Source organism: Microvirga mediterraneensis (assembly GCF_013520865.1).
In the GTDB taxonomy this organism is placed as follows: Bacteria; Pseudomonadota; Alphaproteobacteria; order Rhizobiales; family Beijerinckiaceae; genus Microvirga; species Microvirga mediterraneensis.
Map to the genome: position 1 here is coordinate 57,472 of NZ_JACDXJ010000003.1, position 25,386 is coordinate 82,857.

The window sequence follows — 25,386 nt, forward strand, 5'->3', positions numbered from 1 at the left end:
CGACGAATGCGCGCTTTCAGTGCGGCCAAGCGGTCATGCACGAGGTGGAGCACAGATCCTCCTCCACCTCACCGGCGAGTTCCTGCACCCTGCTCATGCGCCGCAGGACGACCCTGCTGCGCCCCTCCAGCGCGATCAGCCCGTCCCGCCTGAACCGGGACATCACGCGACTGACGGTTTCAAGGGTCAGGCCAAGGTAGTCCGCGATGTCGAGCCGTGTCATTGGCACCTCAATGGCTACCGGGCATTCGCAATCTGCCCCCGTCCGGTGGGCGGCCGAGACCAGAAAATGGGCCACCCGTTCCTCGGCTCCCATTTGCCCGAGAACGATGATGTGGTGCTGGGCGGCATTCATTTCCTCGAGGATGTGGGCCAGCACGAGCGATCTCAGACGCTCCGATCCCTCGGTCATCGCTTGAAGCTGGCTGCGCCCGAGCCGGCGCACCTGCCCGCGCGTGATCGCCTCGGCGGTGTAGCGGTAGGTGCCCTGGCAGGAGAGCCCGAGCGTCTCGCCCGCGAAGACGAAGCCCATGATGGCGCGGCGCCCGTCGGCCAGGATGCGATAGAGGCGGAAGCACCCGTCGACAACCTGGACGGCATGCGAGGCCGCATCCCCCTCCCAGAATGCCGCCTCGCCCGCTGCGAGGGTCTCCATCGGCCGCGAGGCGAACGCGCTCGCCAGGGTCGAGGGCCCGGCTTGGATGTCGAAGGGCGGAAGGGGCGCGCCGCTGGTCGAGGGGGCAAGGTGGGAGGCGTACATCAGAAGCTCCAGTCGGGATCGTTCGGTGCCCCGACTAAAAGCAGGCGATTGTCACAGATGAACCTTGGCTGTGTATCGGCTCGTACCGGTGTGTAACAATTTGTGACAGGCGGGTCGCTCTCCTCCTTGAGGCCAGAGACCTTGGCCTATACTCTCATGGCATACCTGCTAGACCTCTGGATTCCTATCAGACGTCATTCACATCATTCATTATTCCCGCAAATTGGATTTCTCTTTCCTTCGCGTGTCCGACGGTCCTCACATCCTCATCGTTGACGACGATTCCCGCATCCGCCAAATGCTCTCCCGGTACCTGTCCGACGAGGGCTTTCGGGTCAGCGCCGCGGACGGCGGCATGGCCATGCGCGAATGCCTCACGCAGACGCCGCCTCACCTCGTTCTCCTGGACCTCGTCCTGCCGGGCGAAGACGGTCTTCAGCTGGCCCGGGAGATCCGGTCCCATCCCAACTCCGGCATGATCGGCATCATCATGCTCACCGGCCGGTCCGACATGGTCGACATGGTGGTCGGTCTCGAGGTAGGCGCGGACGACTACATCGCCAAGCCGTTCCACCTGCGGGAGGTCCTCGCCCGGATCAAGAGCGTCCTACGCCGGTTGCGGCCTGCCACCCCGGCGGAGTCGCCCTCGGACGACCGGACCGTTGATAGCGAGGTAATCGAGTTCGATGGCTGGCGGCTCGACTTGGGACGCCGGGAACTGCGGGCGCGCGACGGCTCCGAAGTCCTTCTCACGACCGGCGAGTTCGATCTGCTCGTGACCTTCGTCAAGCATCCAGTCCGAGTCCTCAGCCGCGATCAACTGATGGATCTGACGCGGGGGCGGCAGTGGGAAGCGATTGACCGCTCGATCGACGCTCAGGTGGCACGTCTGCGCCGCAAGATTGAGGCTGATCCCAGGAACCCTGCGCTCGTCAAGTCGGTGCGGGGCGTGGGATATGTTTTCACGGGGCGAATCCGGTAACCGCAAAACCCGTCAGCGCCTTGCTCCGATCCCGCCTCCCTACACGGCGTCTGCGAGACCTACGTTGTGACGTCCGATGTTCCCTGATTCAGGGCTGATGGGGAGACGCTGATGCCAGCATCCGCAGAGGCGGTAGAATTGGCCTCTCAAACCGAAAAAGCTTCAGCTAAATCCGCGGCCAACCGGCGGACGCCCAGCAGTCGCCGAGCGTCCGCCAACGGTTAGGATCGGCTATTGGAGGTACTTGCCCCCATTGATCGACAGCGTCTCGCCGGTAATGAAGCCCGCATCGTCCGAGACGAGGAAGACAACGCCGCGAGCGATCTCCTCGGGTGTGGCGAGTCGCTTTGCGGGCACACCATCGATGATGGATTTCAGGATGTCCGGCCTGACCGCGGCGACCATTGCTGTGTCCGTGTAGCCCGGTGCAATCGCGTTGACCGTGATGCCGCGCGATGCTCCCTCCAGTGCCAAAGCCTTCGTGAAGCCGATCACGCCGGCCTTCGCCGCCGCATAGTTGGTCTGTCCGGCCTGGCCAGAGAGCGCATTCACGGAACTGATGTTCACGATGCGGCCGAACTGCCGTTCTCGCATCGTTTCGATCACGGTCCGGCACATGTTGAAGCATCCACCGAGATCGACATCGATGACCATGCGCCACTGCTCCGCAGTCATCTTATGGAGCATGGCGTCCCGCGTGATCCCCGCATTGTTGACCAGAATGTCGATAGGTCCATGCCGACTGACGATTTCGGCGGCGGCCTTGGTGCAGGCATCGAGGTCGGAAACGTCCCATGCATATACGGGCACGTCGTGGGTGTGGCTGAAATCGGTGGCCTGCGCGTCATTCCCGTAATAATTGGCGACAACGGAATAGCCCGCAACCTTCAGGGCCTGACAGATCGCGGCGCCGATTCCCGTTACGCCGCCGGTCACGAGTGCGAGACGTTTCATGATGTAGTTCTCCTAACGGGACGTTTGTCATGTCGCACCTTGCACATCGGTCAATTTGCTTCTTTGCGCAGGATCAACTGAGGATCACCTGAGCATGGTCGCTCGAGGATTTCGACGCGGCTTTCCAATGTTTGATTTTACGCAAAGTGTCTCGGCTCGCTGCATGTTCTTTTCCCGCCGCCGACAAGCCACGGTGGCGCGTCACAACTGGACTAAGATCATGAACCTGAAATCCCTCCTGTCGCTTGGCAACAAGGGCAATGAGATCGCCAGCACCGAGACAAGCCCGTTCACCTCACTTCAGCGCGAGATCGACCGTGTCTTCTCCGACTTCGCCCAGGGATGGCCGAGGCTGCACCAGCCCGATCTAACTCCGCGCATGGACGTGACCGAGCGCGGGAACGAGATCGCCATCACGGCCGAACTTCCCGGGCTCCAGGAGAAGGACGTGAAGGTCGAGCTCGTCGACAATCTCCTGACGATCAGCGGTGAGAAGAAGATCGAGAACGAGACCAAGGACGACAAACGTTATGTCCTCGAGCGCAGCTATGGAGCCTTCTCGCGCTCGATCGAACTGCCCGAGGGCATCAACTCCGACGACATCAAAGCCTATCTGGTCAACGGGGTACTGACCGTGACCTTGCCCAAGCCGCCGGAGGCGGAGCCATCGGCGAAGCAGATCGAGGTCAAGGCTGCCGCTTGAGCGGGGCCATTATGGGGATGTGCCGGAGGCCGTGGCGCTCCGGCGCATCTGCCACATTTGGATAGTACGTCGACATCGATTGTCGGGTCCCGATCCGGCTGTCGAGCAGCTCCCCGAACGAAAGCGCGCGTAAGCGACGCAATCAAGGATAAGAGAATCAATATGAGCATCAATGGAAAAGTGGCTCTCGTGACGGGGGCAGGCCAAGGCATCGGCCGCGGCATTGCATTACGCCTGGCGAAAGACGGCGCCGACATCGCTATCGTCGATGTCAACCAGGAAAAGATGGCAGCTGTCGCAAGCGAGGTGGCGCAGATCGGACGCAAGGCAACGATCTTCCGGGCAGATGTCGCGAATCGTGACGATGTCTACGCCGCGGTTGAGCATGCCCAAAAGGAACTTGGCGGCTTTGACATCATGGTCAACAATGCTGGAATCGCCCAGGTCCAGCCTCTTAGCGATGTCACGCCGGAAGAGGTCGATCGGATCCTGAACATCAACGTTCAGGGTGTGCTCTGGGGAATCCAAGCCGCAGCGAAGAAGTTTAGGCAGCGCAAGCAAAAAGGCAAGATTATCAATGCATCCTCGATTGCCGGGCATGATGGCTTCGCCATGCTCGGGATCTATTCGGCTACCAAGTTTGCTGTCCGGGCATTGACCCAGGCTGCGGCGAAGGAGTTCGCTGGCGATGGGATTACGGTCAACGCCTACTGCCCCGGCATTGTCGGGACCGACATGTGGGTCGAGATCGACAAGCGCTTCGCCGAGCTCACCGGCGCTGAGGTCGGCGCGACCTACAAGAAGTATGTTGAGGGCATCGCGCTCGGAAGGGCCGAGACTCCGGACGATGTCGCAGCTTTGGTTTCCTATTTGGCTGGCCCGGATTCCGATTACATCACGGGACAGGCAATCCTAATCGATGGCGGCATCGTGTATCGGTAAACGATATCAGCCCTTGTATCGGCTCCCTTGCGGAGCTCAGCCGGCCGACTGCTCCCGGATCTTTTGTGACGGCCCACCGGGCTATCCTTGCGTCCAGCCCCGCGCGGTCAAGACCAGAGGCGGTGACTAAGCGCCGGTCGCTGAGGCTAAGCTCCGCCTCTCGCGGATTACATTCCCAGTCATCGGAATGACAGTTCCGCCGCCGAGATCGCTGCTCCACAGCGAAGGGCGGCGGAGCCTACCAGCGCCGTATTCCTTCAGCCCCATCGCCCATCGAGAGGTGCCCGACGCGGTAAGCCCGGATGTTGGGGCCCTGCTCTATCTCCGATGCCGCACTCCAAAGCCTGAACCGGACCCGTGTCCACGTCGTCGGTTCAAAACCTGTAACTGAAGCAAGCGCGCTACCATGGCCTAGAACGGCAATCGCTTCGTCGCATTCGCGCCGCCGGATCTCATCGAGCGGCGCATAGGGCTCGATCGGGAGAATCTCCCGTGTGGCGAACTGCGCCTCCGTCAAGCCCGGCGCCGCGCAGGTGTCGCTTTGCCTTTAACTCTGAGATTCGTCGCGTTGGGTGACGAAAAGCGATATTCTTTGCCCTTAAAGGTGAGATGCCGATCAGGATTGTTCGCTGCTCCTTGATCTCAAGGTGCGAACTCGGTGCTGTATCCGGCACGCAATACGATCGACGGTGGCGAGCAATCGGGCCTCCCTGTGATAGGTCCGGAGCAAGGCGACCCTGGCGAAGTCATCGATACCAATGGTGAACAACGCCGCCTTGAGCAGCGGACGCTTCTGGACTGCGGCAATCGCGGCGAGGCAGAAGAGCCGGACTTCTGGATTATAGCTTTGCAGTGCCGCAGTAGGGGTTCCGCGAGCATTCTTGAGTGCCATGGCAAAGGCAACGCCGCGCATTGCCCGTCGGATTTGACTAACGCTGTTTAGCGTCACTGCAGATCCAAGCAGGGCAGCACCCACGCGGGCACGATGAAGCAACTGATCCGAAAGCAAGCCGATGCCAGGCTTGCCGAGTATCGGGGTCAGTAATGCTCCGCAGACCTGGCAGTCGACTGCCCATGCCCGTCGCCAATGTTTGAGCGCCAGACCCTGTCGCGAACAGTTTGGACACGTATGGAGCGGTACTTGCGCTGTCAGTGCGGCTTCGGTCTGGGTCAGGAGAGGAAACAGAAGTGACTGCACGCGGTCGACATCAGTACGAGCAAACGCAGCGATCCTTTCAGCAGCTTCTGTCTCAAGCGCGAAGTCGAGCATGATGGTATGACGACGGTCGATGCCGACGTGCGCAAGAAGATCGACCAAATTGCAGTAGTTGGCAGCGGCAAGCCGCGCGAGCCAGCCGGAAAGCAATTCGTCAGGGTGGGGCGAGACAGTCTTCGGCAGCGGGCGCAGCGTCAGGCTCCAGACTTTTCGAGCCGCCGCTGAACCGGTGCATGGCGTGACCAGACTGGCGTCCATTTGGTGATTACGTCATCAGTGATGCATTCCTCGCCCGAGCGAATGGCATCGATGGAAAGATCCTTGACCAACGCGAAGATGCGCGATGTCACCCCACCGGTCAGCGCCAGCATCTGCTTGAGGGACTTGACCCTCAGATTGGACTTCTTCTGCAACGGCATGGCAGCGATGAGGGTCTGGATCATGTCCGAGAACTCGGCGTCGTCGCGCCAGTTCGGCAGGTGATGCTCATCCAGCCTTCGGGCAAGCTGGACATCCCCGCGAATGGCATCTACGGCCTCACTGACCCCCAAACAGACCAGCGACGCTTCAAGTTCATTGCTGAGGTAACGCAGGACATTCAGGAAGCGGCGCTGCTCGCGATGGGTCCCGGCCAATAGGTTGTGGACTTCGTCGATCATGATCATCCGCAGGCCGAGGTCGCGCAGGAGGGCTATGACACGAACCTCAAGAGAGGCGACGCTTTGTGCGCGTAAGCCCAGCGACGTTGCCGGCGCGCCAACGGCTGCGAGAATGTGCAGATAGAACCGCCGCTCGTCTGGGGCCGGAGGCGCCTGCAACAAGAGCAGCGGTGTGTGGGTTATGCCTGCGACCGGATCATACTCCGGTGCGTATCTGCGCGACAGGTTTCGGGCGATCATCGTCTTGCCAATGCCCGACGCACCATGAACCAGAAGGCCAGGCATCCGGGTTTGCCGTGGCGCTTCTATCAGGCTCTGCAACCTGTCCAGAACCTGCTCTGCGCGTGGAAAGCCGATCCAGATGTCCGATTGAATGAGGGCGATACGACCGTCTTCCCCAGTTCCGTCTGCTCTCAAGTCACCATCTCTCCACCTTGAACAGGGGCCGCGAGGTATCACCAGTGTCGACAGGGCGCAGCCCCTCGGGCGGTGGATCGGACCGGATTGAATCTTTCAGCGTACCTCGTCTTTCGCGGGATCGCCGTTCAGCCTTGGTCAGCCGTCGGCTTTCATCCGCGATCTGGCGTTGCTGATGGATCAACTGGGCAAGCACCGTCTCATTGGACCCCTTCTTGCCCAAAGCACGACCCTTCTGCATGGCTTCGCGATATTCCCAAAGCGACACCGGCGGGATTTCCAGGTTGCGGTACCGCGCTTCGACACAACGTCCGCCTTCCAGTTCGACCCATATCGCAGAGAGGTCGCGGGGATCGTACCGCACGACCACTTTTCCATCCTTACGGCTGACATGCCCCGCCAGGGCATCCGCCCAATAGCGGATGCCGAACAGATGGATGCCGTCACGCCGAACCTGCCGCTGTTCACTTGGTAGGAAGCTCACTCGAAACGCATCCATGTCGACGGGAATGTCGCCCGACATTTCTCCAGACAGCGCCTCCCATTTGGCAACGGGAGTGCACCCAAGGCTCGAGTGAATGCTGTTGTTGTAACGGCAGATTTCCAAGGCGAACCAGCGATCGAACTCACTCAGGGTCATCGTGGCTATGGCTTCGGCGTTGTAGCTGCCTTTGGCGGCGACAGACGATTGCGTGGTCCCAGGTAAGAGATGAACGGCTCCCATCATTGTCCCGATCAGACGCTCGATGTGACCGCCGAAATGCGGGCTTCCCGGCGGCCTGTACACGAGACCGATCCCCCATTCCGCGCAGGCCGTCTGAAACGCCCGTGATCGGAAGTCACGACCGTTGTCAACATGGATGCTGCGTGGTCTGCCCTGTGCTGGCCAAGGGACATTGCTGTCTAACTCAGGTAGCAGTTCTGCCTTTGGTGCGACCGCCCTCGTAAGACAGAGAGCGATTGACAGGCGAGAGGGCGCCTCGAAGCTGACGTAGTAACCGGCCACCATCCGCGTCGCGATATCGATTGCAAGGGTCACCCAAGGTCGGCCAATGGGTTTGCGCTCGAAACTGTCGACAAGAATAATGTCCGCAGGCGTATGGTCGATCTGCACGACATCGAGCGGAAGGTTAGCCCGATTCGTGCCCGGCACGGGTCCAAACTTTTGACGTGCCGCCCTTGCGCCCTCTCGCGCCTTCATGACCTCGCGCTCATCCATCGCATCAAGCCGTCGCTGAATGGTTCGCCGTGTCGGCGCTTGCCAACTACGTTCACCACAAGCAATGCGGATCTCCAACACAACCCGCGACAAGCTCGGACGCTCCCGCCTCAGGAAATAGCGGCGAAGATGCTCTTCGATAAGCTCTTCGACCGCGCTGGATATCACCGTGGTGCCGGCGCGGCGGCCGCGCTTCTGCGGCACCAACGCACTGGTTCGCCCGCCTTCCTCGGCAAGGCGCCGTATCCAACGCCAGACCGTCGCCCTACTGGCACCGAGCTCCCAAACCGCATCGCGAATGCCGGCTTCCAGACTGCCTGTGCCCGCAAGATATGCCTGAACAAGCGGACGCAGGACGGCGGCCCTCCGCAACGCTTCGACGCCAGCCGTCTCTGTCAGATCCCGTTCCCTCTCCATCGCAGCCAGCCGTACGCCCCTGTAAACTCTGTCTCACCTTTAGGGGGAAAATTTCCCTTTTAAAGGCAAAATCTCACATTTAGCGGCAAAGGACTACCATTGATTTTGTTGAGTTCCTTATCTCGCCTTTAGGGGCAAAGCGACACCTGCCTTTGAACACGCCATGCTCCGTCATTAATCCCAGGGAACAGTAGCTGAAACTCTGGAACAAAAAGTTTGCGACATGTGTGGACGCCCCGTGTGACGCAAGAAGAATCTTTGGATCGGTGCAGCGCGTGGTCAGGGCTGACATGTGTTCGGCCTTTGATGCGGCTCACATGCCGCGGGCCCGGATGGGAGTTCGCGGATCAGGTCCAAATCAGAACCACGTGCTTGAAGCACCTGTCGCAAAGCTGGTTTTCCTGATCCCGTCTCGTTGACCGTTGCGCCATCTCTCTCCTTCGATCTTCCCACGCCCCAGCAGCCCCCCCGCCGCGATGACTTATGCCGCCGCGACTGGAGCCTGATAAACCCCGCCTCTCGCCATGAGAGCCCAGATAATGCGGGCCATCTTGTTGGCCAACGCCACCCGCACCAGCATCGGCGGCTTACGCGCGACCATGCGCGCCATCCACGAGCCCGCGGGAGCCCCGTTGCGAGCCACCCACCGGACGACGGCACCGGCGCCGATGATCAGCAGGCGACGCAAGGTCCGCTCGCCCATCTTGGAGGTCGCGCCCAGCTTCTGCTTGCCGCCGGTCGAATGCTGCAAGGGTGTGAGCCCCACCCAGGCGGCAAAGTCCCGCCCGCGCTTGAAGGTCTCAGCCGGTGGTGCCAGCGCCGCCAGAGCCACCGCGGTCACTGGACCGACGCCCGGGATAGTCATCAGCCGCCGCGCTGTCTCGTTCTCTTTCGCTCGTCGGGCGACCTCTTGGTCCAAGCCTGCAATCTTCTCATCCAGGCGATGGAGCGTCTCGATCAGCATCTGGAGGATCGGTCGGGCAATCTCAGGGATGGGTTCGTCCGGATCCTCAACAGCCCGCACGAGCTGATGCACATGAGCCGGGCCTTTGGCCACCACGATGCCGAACTCGGTCAGGTGCCCACGTAGGGCGTTGATGATCTGGGTTCGCTGCCTGACCAGGAGATCGCGGGCCCGGAACACGAGGGTGGCGGCTTGGGCCTGCTCGCTCTTAGGCGCTACAAAGCGCATGGTCGGGCGCTGGGCCGCCTCGCAGATCGCTTCCGCATCCGCCGCATCGTTCTTCTGGCGCTTGACGAAAGGCTTCACGTAAGCCGGCGGGATCAGCCGGACCGTGTGACCCAGCCTGCCGATCTCGCGCGCCCAATGATGTGAGCTGCCGCAGGCCTCCATCGCCACGGTGCAGGACGGCTGCGCTGCGAAGAACGCCAGAACCTGATGCCGCCGCAGCTTATTGCGGAACAGGACCGCTCCGGAGGCATCAGCTCCGTGCGCTTGAAAGACATTCTTCGCAAGATCCAAACCGATTGTGCTAACCTCTCCCATGGACGCCTCCCTCAAGTGGTGCTCATCAACACCTCCACTTTGGCACACCAAGGCCGTTGGGGGGCGTCCACCCCATCAGATCCCTAATCTTTGGCATCATGTGAGGCGACCCTTAAGTCCAGCCTTTGAGCGCTAACCATTTGAGCGCCGACAGGCTCGGCATGAACAGGTACTCGCCGCCCTTCATGACGTTGAACGTCTGCACCCCATCAATGCGTTTGCGTGCCGGCGCTTGGGGGATCGTAAAGCGACCATCCTCCTCATGCAGGCCCACGATCGGGTCGCGCTCCTCGCCGAGATCGACGAAATTGCCACGATTGATCCATTCCTGCTGCATGAACTCGATCGTGTCATAGGCGCGCGCGCTGATGAAGATGAAGAAGATACCGCGATCACCCTTGGCATCGTCCTCGGGCGCGACGTCCTCAGAATAGACCGGACCGAAAGTCGAGGACCGGCGTATGATCCGATGGATGTTGATGTCGGTCAGCAGGGTGAGCTCGGAGTCGCGCGGATTGAGGCGGCGCATATGGCAGCCAAGCGGCACGATCCGTCCCTTGGGATCGTCCTTGAAATTGAAGTCGTTATTGCGCTGCGGATCAGCGCCGAGTTCCGGGTCGTCATGATCCGGTGACAACGTCAGCGGAGCGCCGGAGCGCCAGCGGCCGAACATCTTGGCCGCGAGAAGCTCGCGCTCCTCGGCCGTCTCACCATGGGCCTTGAGGAAGGCATTAAAGCAGCCGACCCGGCTCTGAAACTTGCGCAGCACGACGAAGGTGCCGTTCTTCCCGAGCGCGGCGGGTTCGGGCATGCCAAGCGCATGACCGTTTTCGCTTTCATAGCCCAGGATGAACTCGCCGGCCTTGATCGGACGTTCCTCGCCGGGAATGGGATCGACGCCGCTGCCTTCGACCGTGGGTTGCGAGATCGAGTCCCGGAAACCGAAGGGGTTCTTGGCACCATCCGGCGCACCGAAACGATGCTCGCCTAGCAGCGTCACGCCGGTGCTCTGGTCGAGCTCGGCGCGCGCCGTCGTCAGCGCCTTGTCGAGGGCTAAGTCGTCCACGGCGTAGATGGTTAGCGCCAGATGGCAGTTACCCGGCTTGAAAACGTCTTCCCAATGCTCTGGCGCGTTCGGGCCGAAATCGCGCAACTGTTCGCGCCGTGCGGCCATGCCCTGCTGGAAGGGGAGAGGAAAGGTCTTGAGTTGGTCATCGGGGACGCCGAGCGCCTTGAGGCCTTCGAAGCTCAACGCCGCGCCGATCCAGAAATCGAGATCCTCGCTCCAATTGTCGGCTGACGCGATATGCGGCGCAAGGCGGCCGAGCAGATCCCGCGCGCCGTCGGCCTCGTCGAAGTGGAGCATCGCATGGACGCCGACATAGGGCTCGGGCCGGCTGCGCAGGATCAGCGCCTGGATGTCATGAAGTTCGAGCGTGACGCTGTCGCGGCGGAAGCGCTCTTTCATTTTCTGCAGGATCGCCATCGCTTCAGCCCACCTTGTCGAGAAATTCGTCGACGGCGCGCTCCATGCGCTGTAGGCGCCGGACATCCACCACGGTTACCTGGGGATTGGCGACGAACCAGCCCGCCGCAGTGATCTGGTGTGAAGCAATAAAATCCTTGACCTTGGGGCTGGCGATACCCGGCCATCCCTCAACCGAACTGAAAATGAGATCCATAAGGTCAGGGATCTTGGTCGCAAAATCGTTGATGTAGGTATCCCAATCGCCATCATAGGTCGTGGCAAAGAGGATGCGCGTGTCATTATCAAAGAAGACAAAGCGCATGTCGTGCAACGTGCCGACCTTCTGCGCGCCGTCGAAGTTGCCGCTGACCAGCCCAAAGATGCGCCGCAGCCGGTCCGCGCCACCCGGCTTCAGGGCGGCAATAGCGGTCAGTTCGGAGACGTTGCCCGACTGCGCGCCGACGCGGCCAGCGGAGCCCGCCGTACCCTTGAGATCGGGATTATGTTTGGTGACCATCTGCTCGAGGGCGAGCTTGGCAAGTTGCGGCGCATCGCCGACAACCTCCTCGATCCTGCGCCGGATGGCCTGAAGGCGGGTTTCGTCGATCTGAGGGATTTCTTCGGTATCGGCCATGGCAGGCCTCCTTTCTCGAAATTTGGCGGGTTCGCGCAGGCTCAGTCCGGAATGGCGGCGATGCTGGTCGGCTCGACCCGCGGCTGGGCGTTCATCTCGTGGCGATATCGCGTGGAACGCTCATAGGCGGCGATCCGCACGCGCATGATCGAGCCTAGCGGCTGATGCTCGCGAATGCCGTGCCAAGGGTTGAAGGACAGGACGTCGTCGCCATAGACGCGGCGCGCGGGCGAATAGGCGTCCTGGGGCGGAATGCACAGCGTTGCGATCGGCTGGTGCGGCGACAGGTCCTCCGGCCAGAGCACGGCCGCGTCCTCGACCGGCATCTTCTCGAGATCGGCACAGAGCTGTGCCCGGAGTTGATACTCGGCTCCATGCTCGCGAAAATGCTCGACCACCAGGTCGCGCATCGTGGAATCCTCGACGGCTCCGACATTCTGTCCCGCGAGCGCCCGCACATTCTCGGACAGGGGCGCCGCGCTGATCTTGGCAATGTAGTCGCCAAAGCGGATCGCCGCCATCGAGTGGTAGGTCTCACCCAGGAGATGAACATTGTCTCGGGCGAGGCCCCGCAGTGTCGCGCCCGGCTCGACGCCGACCGCCTCGACCGCCGCCTCGACGCCGCGCGCAACGCCGGCCATGGCGCGCTGAAGGAAGGCCGGATTCTGCGCATTCTTTTCGAGGAGACCGATGAGTTGGCGGTACTTGCCGATCGTTCCGAAGCTCAGGACCGGGATATTGACCAGCAGGAAATCCTGATTGCGTCCATCGTCTGCGGGCAAGAGCCGTTCGCCCTTGACCCCGAGCACCTTGATCGCCATGCCGCGCGGCGCGGGAATCACGTCGGAGTGAATGTCGCCGGGCGCCGAGGAGAGGCGGATGATCACCGGATAGGTTGCGGGGCGCCCGAATAGCCCCTGCCGCAGATGGGCCGGCAGTTCCGGCACGATCAGCTCGCCCTTCAAAAACCCATGGCTCTTGGCATGCGCGTCGCGCACTGCATGCCGATGTCGCTCGAAGGCCCGGCGATTTGTCGAAGCCATGACTTCGAGAATTTCGGCGGTGAGCCGGTCTTCGTCATCGCCAACGATCTCCACATCAGGGGAGTAGGAAATATAGGTTTCAGCCAAGGCCACTCCTTTGCGCATGGATTTGATGGCGAATGAACAATTTAGCCTTGAAATCGTCACCCGTTCAGAATATCAGATGATATCTGGTTTTCGGATCAACGCTGATTGATGACAAAGGTTTCAGCGGCGTGGCGGTTATTTAAGGACCAGCGGGCATGCGGCCTACGCGCAAGGAAACACAGCGCCAGACCCGGGATCGGCTCATTGCGGCGGCACATGCGTCGATCGTCGAAGAAGGTGTGGCTGCGATGTCGATCCGCAACATCTGCAGCGCTGCCGGTCATTCGCAGGGGGCGTTCTATTCGAACTTCGCCAGCAAGGATGACTTGCTGGTCGACATCCTGCAGAGCCACATACAGGATGAAGTGACGATCTTGCGCGATGTCGTCGCGCAATGCGTCGGGGACGATATCGAGGCGACGCTCGAGGTGCTCGCCAACCGGCTTGCAAAGCTCGCCGAAGAGCCTCAATGGGCGCTGCTTTCGATCGAGCTGCAACTTCATGCGCGACGGGATCCGGCTTTTGCGGAGCGACACCGGGAGGGCAAGGCGGCTTGCTATCGGATGTTCGGAGAGCTTGTGGCCGACCTCGTCAGGCGTTTCTCGCTGCGGCCTGCCTTGCTGGCGGAGCAAACCAGCATCGGCCTCTACGCGCTTTGGATGGGGCTGGCTGTCCAGGGTGATGTCGAGGGTGCCATCCCCCGCGACGAGATGCTGGTCGGCTTTTTCCGCGCGATGGCGGGGCTGAAAGCTCGGGAGCCGGCTCTGTCATGAACCAAGTCGGTTCCAAGCGCCGACGGATCGGCTGCGACGCTGCGGGAACGCCGCTGCCCGGGAAGGTCAACGCAGAGCGCCGCTTCCACATGGCATTCAAGGCCGAAGAGGACGACATCGACGAGCTTGGGCACGTCAACAACGCGACCCGGGTCGTCTGGATACAGGATGCGTCCGTCGCCCACTGGCTGGCCGCCGCGCGGTCAGGGGACCGCGACTGCTTCGTGACCGCGGTATTGCGCCACGAGGTCGACTATCGCGGCAACATACGGGCTGGCGATGAGGCGATCGCTGTCACCTGGGTGGACGGTGCCCCGCGCGGCGCGCGCTACGCGCTTCGGGTCGAGTTTACCGGCGCCGACGGGAAGGTGCTGGTGGCCTCCCGGTCGGAGTGGCCTCTGATCGACCGGCTGACCGGCAAGTCGGCCCGTGTGTCCGCCGAGATCGCCGCGCCATTTCTGAAGACGGACGAATTCTGAAGACGGACGAACGCAGCGAGAAGAGCACTCATGACTGACATCAGCAAAGTTACGGTGCTCGGCACTGGCGTGCTCGGTAGCCAGATCGCGTTCCAGACCGCCTATAGCGGTTTCGATGTCGTTGCCTACGACATCAGTGAAGAGGCGCTGGCTCAAGCGCGTCTGCGGCTGGCAGGTCTCGTTGAGACCTATCGAAAGGAGGTTGTTGGGGCGGCCGGCGGCAAGGCGGACGATGCCCTGAAGCGTATTTCGCTATCCGCCGATCTCGCCGCGAGCGTGGCGGAAGCCGATCTGGTAGTCGAGGCAGTGCCCGAAGTGCTGGAGATCAAGCAGGCGCTCTACGGGAAGCTCGCGCAACTCGCGCCTGGACGTGCTTCAGTTTAGATACTGCTGGCGAATGGGTTGGAGCGGTTGAAGCGGGGTCGGCGTTCAGGCTGTAGGGGGCTTGGATTTAGACCGGGAGGGTTCCCATGTCGCTCCGTCCGACCGTGAGCGGTGATGTTCCAACCTCGACCGCAAGCGTTGCCCGTGCAGCCTTTCCCCGTGGCAATCCTTATCTGCTCTTACGCGACCGCCTCGGGACAATTTTCACCGACGCCCAGTTCGCGCCTCTCTTCGCCCCTTGCGGACGGCCAGCCGAATGCCCGTGGCGACTGGCGCTGGTGACCTTGCTGCAGTTCGCCGATAACCTGTCCGACCGCCGGGCAGCCGATGCGGTCCGCAGCCGCATCGATTGGAAGTACCTTCTAGGACTGGAATTGACCGACCCTGGCTTCGATGCCTCTGTTCTGAGCGAATTCCGCAGTCGCCTGGTGGCAGGAGGGTTGGAAGAGCATCTCCTCGATACGCTTCTGGTCCTGTGCCGTGAGCACAAGCTGCTGACCGCCCGAGGCCGCCAGCGTACCGACTCCACGCATGTGCTCGGAGCCGTCCGTTCCCTGAACCGTCTCGCCTGCGTGACCGAGACCATGCGGGCGGCCCTGAATGCTTTGGCCTCCGCCGCACCCGCGTGGTTGCGCGCTCATGCCAATCCCATCTGGATCCAGCGGTATAGCAAGCCGGCTGACGACTATGATGTCCCACAGGGCGAAGCGAAGCGGCAGGTCCACGCTGAACAGATCGGGCACGATGGCCATCAGTTGCTCGCGGCGATCACAGCCCCTGACGCACCAGCATGGTTGCGCGAGATCCCGGCTGTTGAGCTGCTGCGGCAGGTCTGGGTCCAGAATTTCTATCTCACCGACCAGGCTCAAACCGTAGAGCCTGGGGTCGGTGCATTCTCCGAGGCCACTCCCCGGGTGCGGTGGCGGACCGAGCATGAGGGATTTCCACCCTCCCTGCTGATGGCCGGATCACCCTACGATCCAGAGGTCCATTATGCCAAGAAGGGAACGACAGCCTGGATCGGCTACAAGGTGCATCTCACCGAGGCTTGCGACGAGGGCGGACCACACTTGATCACGCATGTGGAGGCCACGTCGGCACCTGTTGTCGATCTCGACGCTCTCGACGACATCCATGCGGCACTCGAGGCCAAGGGCCTGCTGCCCGATACTCATCTTGTCGACGCCGGTTATGTTGCGGCCGACCAACTTGTCGCCAGCCGGAAGAAGGGCGTCACGCTTTTAGGGCCGGCTCCCAAGGATTATCAGTGGCAGGCCCGTTCAGGTGAGGGCTTCACGGTGCAGGACTTTGTCCTCGACTGGGACCGGGAGGTGGCGACCTGCCCGGCCGGGCACGAGAGCAAGAGTTGGAGCCCTGATTATCACCAAAGACGGACCGCGTTCAAAGTTCGCTTCTCGACAACAGATTGTCGCCCCTGTCCCTTGAAAGCACAGTGTACCCGAAGTGGGCGGCGGCTGCTCACGCTACGACCACGCGAGGAACACGAGACACTGGAGGCGGCTCGCCAGCGCGAGGAGCAGCTTGCCTTCTCAAAAGAGTATCGACAGCGCGCCGGCATTGAGGGAACGATTTCGGCGGGCGTCCGGGTCCTGCATCTACGGCGCTCACGCTACATCGGTCTCGCCAAGACGCATCTCCAGCATGTGCTGACGGCGGCCTCCATGAACCTCATCCGACTAGGAGCCGCACTCGCTGGCACTCTGCTCGCACGAACGCGGCAATCCGCATTTACCAAGCACATGATGGCTCCCACTCCGGCATGAGGAGTTCGCCAGCAGTATCTTAAGCGAAGCAACTCCAGTCTTGTGGTGGCGCCGGGCAGACCGTTCGTCCATCTCCTTCGTCATCTCGCAGACCTCGGCGGGAAACTGCTGGTTACCTGACTGACGTCATCACCACATCCTCAGTGTTGATGGTTCATCCGAGCCGGTCCCGGAAACGCTCACGCGCAAGGTCGTCTCACATCGCATGAGAGGCGCTCCGGGGCTTATAGCCATGACCACGAGCCAGCACCGCCCAGGCAATGCGGGCGAGCTTGTTGGCCAAGGCAATCACCAGCATGTTGCGGTGCAGCCGTCGTCCCGCGGCCTCGATCCAGGGCCACAGGCCGAGCCTCGCCCCATGCGGACGGCGCACCAGCACGATGTGGGCGGCCTGCACGAACAGGGTCCGCAGGTACTTGTTGCCGCGTTTGGAGATCTTGCCCAGGATCGTGCGGTCACCGGTCGACTCCTGCTTCGGCACCAGCCCGAGCCAGGCGCCGAAGTCCCGCCCCTGCTTGAACCCAGCCCCGGTGCCAACCGCCGCCACGACGGCAGACGAGATGATCGGCCCCACGCCCGGCACACTCATGAGGCGATGGCAGTGCTCGTCTTGCACCGCCAGCGCTTCGATCTCGGCTGACACGGCACCAATGCGCTCGTCGAGCTGACGCCAATCTTCAGCCAAGTCGGCAATGAGGCGAATGATGCGCAGCGACAGGGTCAGGTTCGTGATGTGATGATCCCATTGCATCCGGCAGGAGATGTAGGCCTCGGCACCGGCCTGCCCGTCAGCCGGGATCTCGATCCCCGCCTGCCGCAGCCGAAGAAGGGCAGCGTGGTAGCGTGCTCGCCAGCGGTCTCGGGTCTGCTGATCTGGTTGAGCCTCCCGGTCCAGTGCTCCATGGGGAGGAAGGTGTTCTCCAAGGTGGTGACCAGCATCATTGACGCTTCCCACAGCTGCGCGACGGCTCCTGCCTCCTTCAGCCAGCGGTACTTTTGATCATCCAGGGCGCTCTTGATCAGGCCCACCGTGTCCGATGCGACCAGCGTGGAGGGGACACCGAATGGTATGGGTAACTGAAGCGGAATTAGAACCACGCCGCAGATAATTGTGAACGGACCCACCACCCGGTCGTTGAGCTTGTGCTTGGCCTCAGGCCCGACCTCGACGACCTCCCCCAATCATCTCGTGCCCCAGGACGTCGCCGGGCAGCATCGCTGGGATGAGGTTGTGGAACAGGTGCAGGTCCGAGCCGCAGATGGCGCAGCTCGTCACCTTGACGATGGCGTCGCGCGGTTGCTCGATCTCAGGGTTCGTGACGGTGTCGCAGCGGATATCTTCCTTGCCGTGCTAAACCAAGGCTCGCATGCTTTCCTCCTTCATCCTGCCAAGATGTAGAAGCCCGCGCTTCCGGGAATGCTTCGGACCGAAGGGCATGTCTCTGCGGGGTGGTTTGTCGGATTCAAAAAACCTCAAACGTGAGCGAGCCTGACCACGTGCTAATTTAGTTGTCTGGATGCGAGACCTCCTTGGCGTGAGCGACGACCTGGAGGGCTGGCGGCAAAGCATCTGAATCGGGCGGCTTGTAGCGGCGGTTGGCCAGCTTCGGCTCGGCGGTCAGTCGCCGTTGCACGACCTGTTCAGGTGAGACGCCCTTGAGCACGCGCTGACGTCTCCGGTTGTAGGCTTGGTTGAAGCCCTTGAGCAGCGTCTCCAGATCCCGGTGACTGTAGATGGTGATACCCAGCACCTCGCGCTGTACCCGTCCGTTGAAGCGTTCGACGAGACCGTTGGTTTGCGGCGTGTAGGGTTTGGTCTTGCGATGCTCCACCTTCAGCTTCCGGCAGGCATCCTCAAAGCCATCGGCGGTGAAGCACGAGCCGCGATCGGTCAGCACGTGCGTGACCCTGAAGTGGAAGGCGCGCACCGCCTCGGTCAGGAAAGCGACCGCGCTGGTGGCCAGCTCGTCGTCCTTGACTGCCAGGTGCACCCAGCGCGAGCAGCGGTCGATGGCCACATACAGAAAGCGCTTGCGTCTCTCGCCATTGGCGGTCCGCAGCTTGGGTAAGTGCTTGATGTCGATGTGGATGAAGCCGAGATCGTAATCCTTGAACGTGCCGCTCTTGCGTTTGCGCTGCTGCGCCGGCGGCAGGCGGCCCAGCCCCTCAGCCTTGAGGATGCGGTAGACGGCATCGCGGTTGAGATGCGGCAGGAAGTGCGTGACGATGAAGGTCAGGTCATCGAGCGGAAAGCCGGTGGCCTGGCGCAGGGCACAGACGATGGCGCGCTCCTCGTCGGTGGCTTTCCAGGGCAGCTTGTGCGGCCGGCTGCTGTGGTCCTCGCAGTCCTTGGCCCCACGCTTGCGCCACTTGCGGATGGTCTCGGGGCTGACGCTGAAGCGCTGGGCCAGCACGCCGGTGGGCTCAGACGAGCGGGCGATCTCCTGGCGAACGGCTGGAGTGGTGCGGGCTTGCGGATGAAGGGAGTGCATCAGATCCTCCACCAAGGACGCGGCGGGTGATGTCACGGTAACCTGAAGAGGCCGCAATAGGGCCCACTTCGCGGGTTTCACGCGAGTACGCCCGCCGTGGCTTTCCATGGAGCTATGACGGAATTTAGGTGACGGGGCCCGTCAGGCGGCGCTGTTTGTCGGCATCGGAATGACCTCGGTGCCGTCCTTAAACCTGACACCGGCGATGACCTTCGGCAACTGGTTTTCGCCCATCAACCGACGCCAGCTTTTCGCGGCTGCCATCACCAGCTTGAACACCATCAGCCGGGCAGTGGTGGGCGACAACGAGCCCTTGGTGCGCACGGTCCGGTGCCGCACGGTAGCGAACACACTTTCGATGGGGTTCGTGGTCCGCAGATGGATCCAATGCTCAGCGGGCCAATCATAGAAAGCCAGTAATGCCCGCTGGTCCTTGCGCACGCACTCCACGGCCTTGGGATAGCGGGCTCCATAGGCATCCTCGAACAGATCGACAGCGACCTCGGCCTGGGCACGGGTCGGTGCAAGATAGATCTCGCGCAGGGCTGTCTTCATGCCCGGCTGTACCGATTTCGGTACCTTGTTGAGCACGTTGGCGGTCTTGTGCAGCCAGCACCGCTGATGATGCGTGCCGGGGAAGAGCTCGTCGAGCGCCTTCCAGAAGCCGAGAGCTCCATCCCCAACGGCAATCCGGGGCGCGATGGTCAGGCCCCGCCGCTTGATCTCGACCAGCAGTTCTCTCCAGCTCTGGGCGCTCTCGCGCACGCCGGCCTGGAAGCCGACGAGCTCCTTCTTACCTTCCGGTGTCGCGCCGATCAGCACCAGGATGCATTCAGCCTGATCCTCCATGCGAGCCTGAAGGTAGACGCCATCGGCCCAGACATAGACGTACCGACGCGCTGAGAGATCCCGTGCTTGCCAGCGCTCGTACTCGCCCTGCCATTCGCCGGTGAGCCGGGCGATCACAGGGGGCGAGAGGTTGGGCGCGTCCTTGCCGAGCAGGGCTGAGAGCGCCTCCTGGAAATCGCCGGTCGAGAGGCCGCGCAGGTAGAGGATCGGCAGCAGCGCATCCAAGCTCTTCGTTCGCCGGGCCCATTTCGGCAGGATCGCCGAGGTGAAGCGGATCCGGTCGGCCGCGCTGCTGGCACCGCGGTCGCGGATCTTGACCCGGCAGACCTCCACCGGGCCGATGCCGGTCTGGATCATGCGCTCGGGGCCATGGCCGTGCCGGACCAGGCGTTCACGTCCATCCGGCAGCTTCAGGTCTCGCATGCTGGACAGATAGGCCTCGGCCTCGATCTCGATGGCCTGGGCCAACAATTTGCGGGCACCGGCTCGTAGAATATCGGTCAGGGGATCGTCAACCGCATCGGGCTGACGTAGGCGTAAAACATTGCTAGTCTCGGTCATAGGCGTATCGCTCTCTCGTAGAGGTTCTGGCAAGGCTTGATCACCCGCCTCGATACGCCGCCTTTCTCACACCGTCATCACCCAGTTCCCGCCATAGCTCCTTTCCATGCCGCCATAGCTTGGTGTCAAGCGAACCGAAGAATTGACCCCTTGGGCGAACTGAAGATTTGACCCCCCTCATTGCTTTGTGGCTGCCTCAGTTTCGAGGGCCGATCCGGCCTTCTGCAGCAGGCCGGATCGGCGCTTTTCGCGCAGCCGATAGCTATCGCCGCGGATGGTGATCACCGTCGAATGATGAAGCAGGCGATCCAAAATTGCCGTCGCCACCACGGCGTCCCCAAAAACCGACCCCCATTCGCCCACGGAGCGATTGGAGGTAATCAGGATCGAGCCCCGCTCGTAGCGGCGCGACACCAGCTGGAAGAACAGGTGCGCCGCATTGGCCTCAAACGGCAGGTAGCCGAGCTCGTCAATGATCAGCAGTTTCGGCCGTGCCAGGATCGTCAGCTGCTTGTCGAGCACGCCGTCGTCATGGGCTTTGGCCAGCATCGCCACCAGCGTCGCGGCCGTGACGAACTGCACGCTGTAGGTCTGCCGGATCGCCTCGCGCCCGAGCGCCACCGCCAGATGCGTCTTGCCGGTGCCCGGAGGCCCTAAGAGCAAGACCGCGTCACCATGCGCAATCCAGCGGCAGGTCGCCAACTCCCGGATCTGCCGCGGATCCAGCGACGGCTGCGCGTCAAAGTCAAAGCCGTCGAGTTCCCGCACGAACGGGAACTGGGCGATCTTGCTCGCCATGGCAATCCGCCGCTCGTCACGCCGTGCGATCTCGCGCCCGACCAGGAATGCCAGAGCCTCACGCAGGGTCATGTCGGAGCGGGCTGCTTCGTCCAGCAGCGTGTCGAGCTGGTCACGGATCGCCGTCAGCTTGAGCCGGTCGAGCATCGCCACCAGGGCTTCGTGATCAACACCCGTCATCACCAGCCTCCGCCCACCAGCGCCTCATACTCGGCCAGCGGCCGCAACAGGGCGGGAGGCGGACCGATCTCCGTCGGCGCCGATCGCACCGGTCCGGCAGCGCCAACCACACCGGCCAGATGCGCACGCTCGACAATCCGTTGGCGGCGGCCCCGGCACAGGGCATGATCGGCCACCACCTCGCCGGCATGGCGCACGATCACGCGCCCGCCCAGCACCACCACCTGGACGCTCTCCCCGATCAGCCGCCAGGGCACCGAGTAGCTGTTCGTGTCCAGATCGATGGCGCAGTCGGCCTGAACCTTGCGCACCAGATCCCGCAGCTGCCCGAACGGGGCTCGTCCGCCGAGGGGGCGCAGCGCCCCGGCCTCGTCCGCAAAGCGCTCCGCCGGAGCCACGCCGGTGGTGCCATGGACCCGCTGATCGGCGATCTCGCGCGTCCACCGGTCTAGATGCGCCTCGAGAGCCGCCCAGCTCTCGAAGCGGCGGCCGGCAATGGCATTCTTCTTGACGTAGCCGACCCCGCGCTCGTCCTTGCCCTTGGTGCGCGCCCGGTAAGGCGCACAGGCGCGCGGGGTGAAGCCCCAGTAGCGGGCAAAGGCATGCAGCCGCCCGTTGAACCGCACCTCCCGGGTGGCCGCATCGTGATGCTCGACAAGCGCCTTGGGATTGTCGAACAGCACCTCGGCCGGAACCCCGCCAAAGCGCAGAAAGGCGCCCTCCATCCCCTCGAACCAGTCCGCCTGGCGCTCGCGTAGCGAGGGGCGGATATGCAGCCTCCGTGAGTAGCCCAGCGTTGCCACGAACAGGTGCAGCCGCACCCGCTCACCGCCGATCCAGACCCGCGTGTCGCCAAAGTCGATCTGCATCTGCTGGCCGGGGGCCGTCTCAAACCGCACGGTTGCGCGCATCTGCGCCTTCAGCTCCCGGCGCCAGCGCTGCACCCGCAGCTCGACCGAGCGCAGCCCGATGATGATCCCATGCTCGCTTGCCAGCTCCTGGCGCACCACGTCGGCATTGCCGCTATGGCGGAAGAAGCGCTCGCGCAGCCAGTCATCCAGCCCGTCGAATGCGCTCCGACGGACAGGCTTGCGGAACGCCACAGCCCCGCCCTCGCGCAAATACCGCCGCACCGTGTTGCGTGCACAGCCGAACTCCTTCGCCAGCCGCTTGGCACCCCAGCCAAGCCCATGGAGCCGCAGCATCGCGGCCACCTCCTCAGCCTGAAGCATCTCGTCTCCCCGCATCGTGCGCGACAATGCAGGATCCACTGAAACCCCGGTCGACATCTATTTCTCCTCTGCCAAGGAGGGGGGCAGTTCTTCGTTTCGTCAGGGGGTCAGTTTCTCAGTTCGGCCAACAGCTTGGAGGCGGTGAAGGTGAGTGGCGAGGGCAGACCGGTATGAGTGAGGCGGAACGAACAAGTTCCTGACGGCAGACAAGACTGAGGTGAACTGCTGCAGACCTCCTGCGGACCGGAAGCCCTGCATAATGCTCTCCCGCTTTCGCAACGGGAGATGCGAATTCTCAGCTCTGTTGTTTAAGCCCTTGTGGGACCGGTGCTCGACACCTGGCATGACTTGGCGCCTGGCGGCTCCGTATGAGGACAGCTTGTCGGTGATGATGCGCTTTGGCACCAAGCCTTGCTTCTTCATTAGCCGGGTCAGCAGGCGCTTGGCCGCCTTGGTATCGCGTCGACCCTGGACGATCTCATCGAGCACATAGCCGTCCTGGTCGACAGCCCGCCAGAGCCAGTGTTTCCTGCCGGCGATGCTGACAACTACTTCATCCAGATGCCAAATGTCAGTCGGGCGTGGCGGCTTACGGCGGAGGCGCCGGGCATACTCCGGTCCGAACTTCTTACCCCAGCGCCGGATCGTCTCATAGGAGACGACGATGCCGCGCTCGAGCAGCATCTCCTCGACGAGCCTGAGGCTCAGAGGAAACCGGAAGTACAACCAAACAGCATGGGCGATGATCTGGGGCGGAAAGCGATGGCGCTTGTAGCTGACGGGCTTGGTCATGCCGCAGCTATTAGGCCACAAGCTGCTGACCAAGAGTTACCGTGACATCACCCCCAAAACCCCGTTGTGATGATCCATATCATCGCGGGCGAGCTAGAGTCGGCTCTGGGTCTTGGTCGTGTCAAAACGCTTTGGCAGAAGACAGCTTGCAGCCTTCGGGCTCCAAATCCCTTCACCATCACCGGCAAGCGCGGATTGGCTGATCGTCCATGGGATGAGGCTTCCATTGTCTCTGAAGTCAGGATTCGGCGCGTCACAGGCTTGATGACAGGAGCACAGCCCGGCCCCTAGGCCCTGAGGGCGGCCATCAGCGGCTGGATGCCCAGGATGTTCAACACCCGGGTGAGATTGTAGGCCAGCACGTGCAAGGCCATCTCGCCCCTCACCTTCGGCAGCCGCTTCAGCAGGAAGTGGGTGGCGCCCATGCGCATCTTGATCGTGCCAAACGGATGCTCGACCACCTCGCGCCGCTGGCGCATCGCGCCTGGGTTCAAATCAAGGCGGCTCTGGACCGCCTCCAGCACGTCTTCATGCTCCCAGCGCACGATCCGTCGCTCCTTGGCTGTCGTGCAGCAGCTCTTCAGCGGGCAGGTGTGACAGGCGGTAGTCCAGTAGCGCCGCAGCGTCAGCCCGCGCTCGACGGTGCTGAAGTAGTACTTGAGCGTCTCGCCCGCCGGGCAGCGGTAGGCGTCCTCGTCAGGCAGATAGACGAAGTCCTGCTTGCCGAACCGGCCATCCGCTTTCGAGCCGGAGGTCATCGGCTTGGGCAAGGTGACGGTCACGCCCGCCTGGTCGCACGCCAGGATCTCCTCGCTGTCCCAGTAGCCCCGGTCGGCCACCGCTTCGAGCGTCTCCACCTCGAGCACAGCCTTGGCCTCCTTGCCCATCGCGGAAAGCTGAGCACGGTCGCAGCCGTCGTTTGTCACCTCATGCGCCACAATGAGATGATGCTCAGTCTCGACCGCCACCTGCACATTGTAGCCGACCACGCCGGAGCCGCGCCCGCTGGTGGCCATCGAGCGGGCATCCGGATCGGTGAGCGAGATCTGCTGATCGGGAGAGGCCAGCATCTGCGCCTCCAACTCGGTCAGACGCTGCATCTCCTGCTCAAGCCGGGCAATCTTCTCCTTGAGGCGGGTCGTTCTGGCCGCCAGCGCTTCTGTTGGGTCGTGCCGGTCAGCGGTGTCGAGTTGCCGGAGATAACGCGCTACGCTCTCCTCAATTTGGGCCCGGCGGCGCTCGACCTTGGCTCGCGTGAAGTTCTTATCGCGATTGTTGACGGCCTTGAACTTGGAGCCATCAATGGCCACGCTGGCGGTGTTCAACAGCCCCAGCTTGCGGCACAGGGTGACAAACTGGGCGCAGACCTGACGGATCGCCCGGCCACTGTCCTTGCGGAAATTGGCGATGGTCTTGTGATCGGGCATCAGCCGGCCGGTGAGCCACATCAGCTCGACATTGCGACCAGCCTCCCGCTCCAGGCGCCGGCTTGACTGCACCCGGTTGAGATAGCCGTAGATGTACAGCTTGAGCAGGATGGCCGGATGGTACGACGGGCGTCCGGTGGCTTCGGGCATAACACCGTCAAAGCCAAGCGCTCGCAGATCGAGCGCATCGACAAACGCGTCGATGACGCGCACCGGGTTGTTCTCATCAACCCAGTCTTCCAGACTTTCGGGAAACAGGGTGGTCTGGCTGCGATCCACGCCTTCAACAAAGCGTCTCATCGGATCCCCCAAACAAGGCTGGGCTATCCTACCACTCCCTGCCCTGTCCCGCCGCCAGCGTTTTTACACAACCAGGGTCACGAACTGCCCTTCAGCTTGGCCTTGTGAAGGTCCGCTCTTCGTTCCTGACCTGCCCTCCCCCTCCGACTGTTCGTCAATATCCAGCGAGCAGTTATCGGTCCCCTGCCCTACCCTCACCATCACAGCAGAAGCCACATCGATCTCAGCAAGGCTTCTCTCACTCAAGTTCTCCGAACCTCACGTATTCCGAAAGCTACGCGCCGTCACGACAGCTAAGCATTTGATATAGCTAGGTTGGCTTACAAC

General features: G+C 62.3%; 23 protein-coding genes and 2 pseudogenes. 7 read left to right on the forward strand and 18 right to left on the reverse strand.

The window, feature by feature from the left end:
- Window positions 1-16: 16 nt before the first annotated feature.
- A complete protein-coding gene (locus tag H0S73_RS24045) occupies window positions 17-760 on the reverse strand; it encodes a helix-turn-helix domain-containing protein (protein ID WP_181054759.1) in 744 nt (247 codons plus the stop codon).
- 244 nt (window positions 761-1,004) lie between these two features.
- Here H0S73_RS24045 and H0S73_RS24050 point away from each other — a divergent pair, with 244 nt between their 5' ends.
- Complete coding sequence (locus H0S73_RS24050) at window positions 1,005-1,742, forward strand: response regulator (protein WP_181054760.1); 738 nt, start codon at window positions 1,005-1,007, stop codon at window positions 1,740-1,742.
- Between the two features lie 231 nt (window positions 1,743-1,973).
- Here H0S73_RS24050 and phbB read toward each other — a convergent pair whose 3' ends face one another.
- Window positions 1,974-2,696, reverse strand: coding sequence for an acetoacetyl-CoA reductase (gene phbB, locus H0S73_RS24055; RefSeq protein WP_181054761.1), 723 nt, complete (start codon window positions 2,694-2,696; stop codon window positions 1,974-1,976).
- A 220-nt stretch (window positions 2,697-2,916) separates the two neighbouring features.
- Here phbB and H0S73_RS24060 point away from each other — a divergent pair, with 220 nt between their 5' ends.
- Both H0S73_RS24060 and H0S73_RS24065 read left to right on the forward strand, forming a co-directional pair.
- Window positions 2,917-3,399, forward strand: coding sequence for an Hsp20/alpha crystallin family protein (locus tag H0S73_RS24060; RefSeq protein WP_181054762.1), 483 nt, complete (start codon window positions 2,917-2,919; stop codon window positions 3,397-3,399).
- A gap of 162 nt (window positions 3,400-3,561) precedes the next feature.
- On the forward strand, window positions 3,562-4,341 hold the full coding sequence (locus tag H0S73_RS24065; protein WP_181054763.1) for an acetoin reductase: 780 nt from the start codon (window positions 3,562-3,564) through the stop codon (window positions 4,339-4,341).
- Between the two features lie 238 nt (window positions 4,342-4,579).
- Here the strand turns inward: H0S73_RS24065 and H0S73_RS24070 are convergent.
- From H0S73_RS24070 to H0S73_RS24105, 8 genes and pseudogenes are all read right to left on the reverse strand, one after another.
- Window positions 4,580-4,858: pseudogene (locus H0S73_RS24070) on the reverse strand (DUF4865 family protein); the annotation flags it as partial.
- Between the two features lie 99 nt (window positions 4,859-4,957).
- Complete coding sequence (locus H0S73_RS24075; RefSeq protein ID WP_246389428.1) at window positions 4,958-5,815, reverse strand: TniQ family protein; 858 nt, start codon at window positions 5,813-5,815, stop codon at window positions 4,958-4,960.
- Entirely contained in the window at window positions 5,752-6,633 is an 882-nt protein-coding gene (locus H0S73_RS24080; protein ID WP_181054765.1) for a TniB family NTP-binding protein, read from the reverse strand. The genes H0S73_RS24075 and H0S73_RS24080 overlap by 64 nt, the downstream gene beginning before the upstream one ends.
- 1 nt (window position 6,634) lies before the next feature.
- Window positions 6,635-8,269 (reverse strand): Mu transposase C-terminal domain-containing protein, encoded by a 1,635-nt coding sequence (locus tag H0S73_RS24085; RefSeq protein WP_181054766.1) that lies wholly within the window; start codon window positions 8,267-8,269, stop codon window positions 6,635-6,637.
- Window positions 8,270-8,750: 481 nt separating this feature from the next.
- The gene (locus H0S73_RS24090; RefSeq protein ID WP_181054767.1) at window positions 8,751-9,776 is read right to left on the reverse strand and encodes an IS110 family RNA-guided transposase; all 1,026 of its coding nucleotides are present in this window, start codon (window positions 9,774-9,776) and stop codon (window positions 8,751-8,753) included.
- A 112-nt stretch (window positions 9,777-9,888) separates the two neighbouring features.
- Window positions 9,889-11,328 carry a Dyp-type peroxidase gene (locus tag H0S73_RS24095; RefSeq protein WP_246389430.1) on the reverse strand — a complete coding sequence of 480 codons (1,440 nt, stop codon included), beginning with the start codon at window positions 11,326-11,328 and terminating at the stop codon, window positions 9,889-9,891.
- Window positions 11,267-11,878, reverse strand: coding sequence for a hypothetical protein (locus tag H0S73_RS24100; RefSeq protein ID WP_181054768.1), 612 nt, complete (start codon window positions 11,876-11,878; stop codon window positions 11,267-11,269). The genes H0S73_RS24095 and H0S73_RS24100 overlap by 62 nt, the downstream gene beginning before the upstream one ends.
- Before the next feature lie 41 nt (window positions 11,879-11,919).
- Window positions 11,920-13,008, reverse strand: a complete 1,089-nt coding sequence (locus H0S73_RS24105) for a catalase family protein (RefSeq protein WP_246389432.1) — start codon at window positions 13,006-13,008, stop codon at window positions 11,920-11,922.
- A 155-nt stretch (window positions 13,009-13,163) separates the two neighbouring features.
- Between H0S73_RS24105 and H0S73_RS24110 the strand changes: the two genes are divergently transcribed.
- The 4 genes from H0S73_RS24110 to H0S73_RS24125 all read left to right on the forward strand — a co-directional run bounded on the left by H0S73_RS24110 (window position 13,164) and on the right by H0S73_RS24125 (window position 16,428).
- Entirely contained in the window at window positions 13,164-13,781 is a 618-nt protein-coding gene (locus H0S73_RS24110; RefSeq protein ID WP_181054769.1) for a TetR/AcrR family transcriptional regulator, read from the forward strand.
- Complete coding sequence (locus H0S73_RS24115; protein ID WP_202050058.1) at window positions 13,778-14,260, forward strand: acyl-CoA thioesterase; 483 nt, start codon at window positions 13,778-13,780, stop codon at window positions 14,258-14,260. Before H0S73_RS24110 ends, H0S73_RS24115 begins: the two co-directional genes overlap by 4 nt.
- Before the next feature lie 30 nt (window positions 14,261-14,290).
- The gene (locus H0S73_RS24120; protein WP_246389433.1) at window positions 14,291-14,644 is read left to right on the forward strand and encodes a 3-hydroxyacyl-CoA dehydrogenase NAD-binding domain-containing protein; all 354 of its coding nucleotides are present in this window, start codon (window positions 14,291-14,293) and stop codon (window positions 14,642-14,644) included.
- Between the two features lie 86 nt (window positions 14,645-14,730).
- Entirely contained in the window at window positions 14,731-16,428 is a 1,698-nt protein-coding gene (locus tag H0S73_RS24125; RefSeq protein ID WP_181054770.1) for an IS1182 family transposase, read from the forward strand.
- Window positions 16,429-16,624: 196 nt separating this feature from the next.
- Here H0S73_RS24125 and H0S73_RS24130 read toward each other — a convergent pair whose 3' ends face one another.
- The 8 genes and pseudogenes from H0S73_RS24130 to H0S73_RS24165 form a co-directional block, all read right to left on the reverse strand.
- Complete coding sequence (locus H0S73_RS24130; protein WP_181054771.1) at window positions 16,625-17,383, reverse strand: IS110 family RNA-guided transposase; 759 nt, start codon at window positions 17,381-17,383, stop codon at window positions 16,625-16,627.
- A 143-nt stretch (window positions 17,384-17,526) separates the two neighbouring features.
- A pseudogene (locus tag H0S73_RS24135) lies at window positions 17,527-17,764 on the reverse strand (alcohol dehydrogenase catalytic domain-containing protein); the annotation flags it as partial.
- Window positions 17,765-17,933: 169 nt separating this feature from the next.
- Complete coding sequence (locus tag H0S73_RS24140; protein WP_181054912.1) at window positions 17,934-18,920, reverse strand: IS481 family transposase; 987 nt, start codon at window positions 18,918-18,920, stop codon at window positions 17,934-17,936.
- Window positions 18,921-19,061: 141 nt separating this feature from the next.
- Window positions 19,062-20,330, reverse strand: a complete 1,269-nt coding sequence (locus H0S73_RS24145) for an IS256 family transposase (protein WP_181054772.1) — start codon at window positions 20,328-20,330, stop codon at window positions 19,062-19,064.
- A 177-nt stretch (window positions 20,331-20,507) separates the two neighbouring features.
- Window positions 20,508-21,308, reverse strand: a complete 801-nt coding sequence (gene istB / locus H0S73_RS24150; protein WP_181054773.1) for an IS21-like element helper ATPase IstB — start codon at window positions 21,306-21,308, stop codon at window positions 20,508-20,510.
- Window positions 21,308-22,597, reverse strand: coding sequence for an IS21 family transposase (gene istA, locus H0S73_RS24155; RefSeq protein ID WP_181054774.1), 1,290 nt, complete (start codon window positions 22,595-22,597; stop codon window positions 21,308-21,310). The genes istB and istA overlap by 1 nt, the downstream gene beginning before the upstream one ends.
- A 42-nt stretch (window positions 22,598-22,639) precedes the next feature.
- A complete protein-coding gene (locus H0S73_RS24160) occupies window positions 22,640-23,332 on the reverse strand; it encodes an IS6 family transposase (RefSeq protein ID WP_181054775.1) in 693 nt (230 codons plus the stop codon).
- 287 nt (window positions 23,333-23,619) lie between these two features.
- Window positions 23,620-25,059, reverse strand: a complete 1,440-nt coding sequence (locus H0S73_RS24165) for an IS1182 family transposase (protein ID WP_181054776.1) — start codon at window positions 25,057-25,059, stop codon at window positions 23,620-23,622.
- Between the last annotated feature and the right edge of the window lie 327 nt (window positions 25,060-25,386).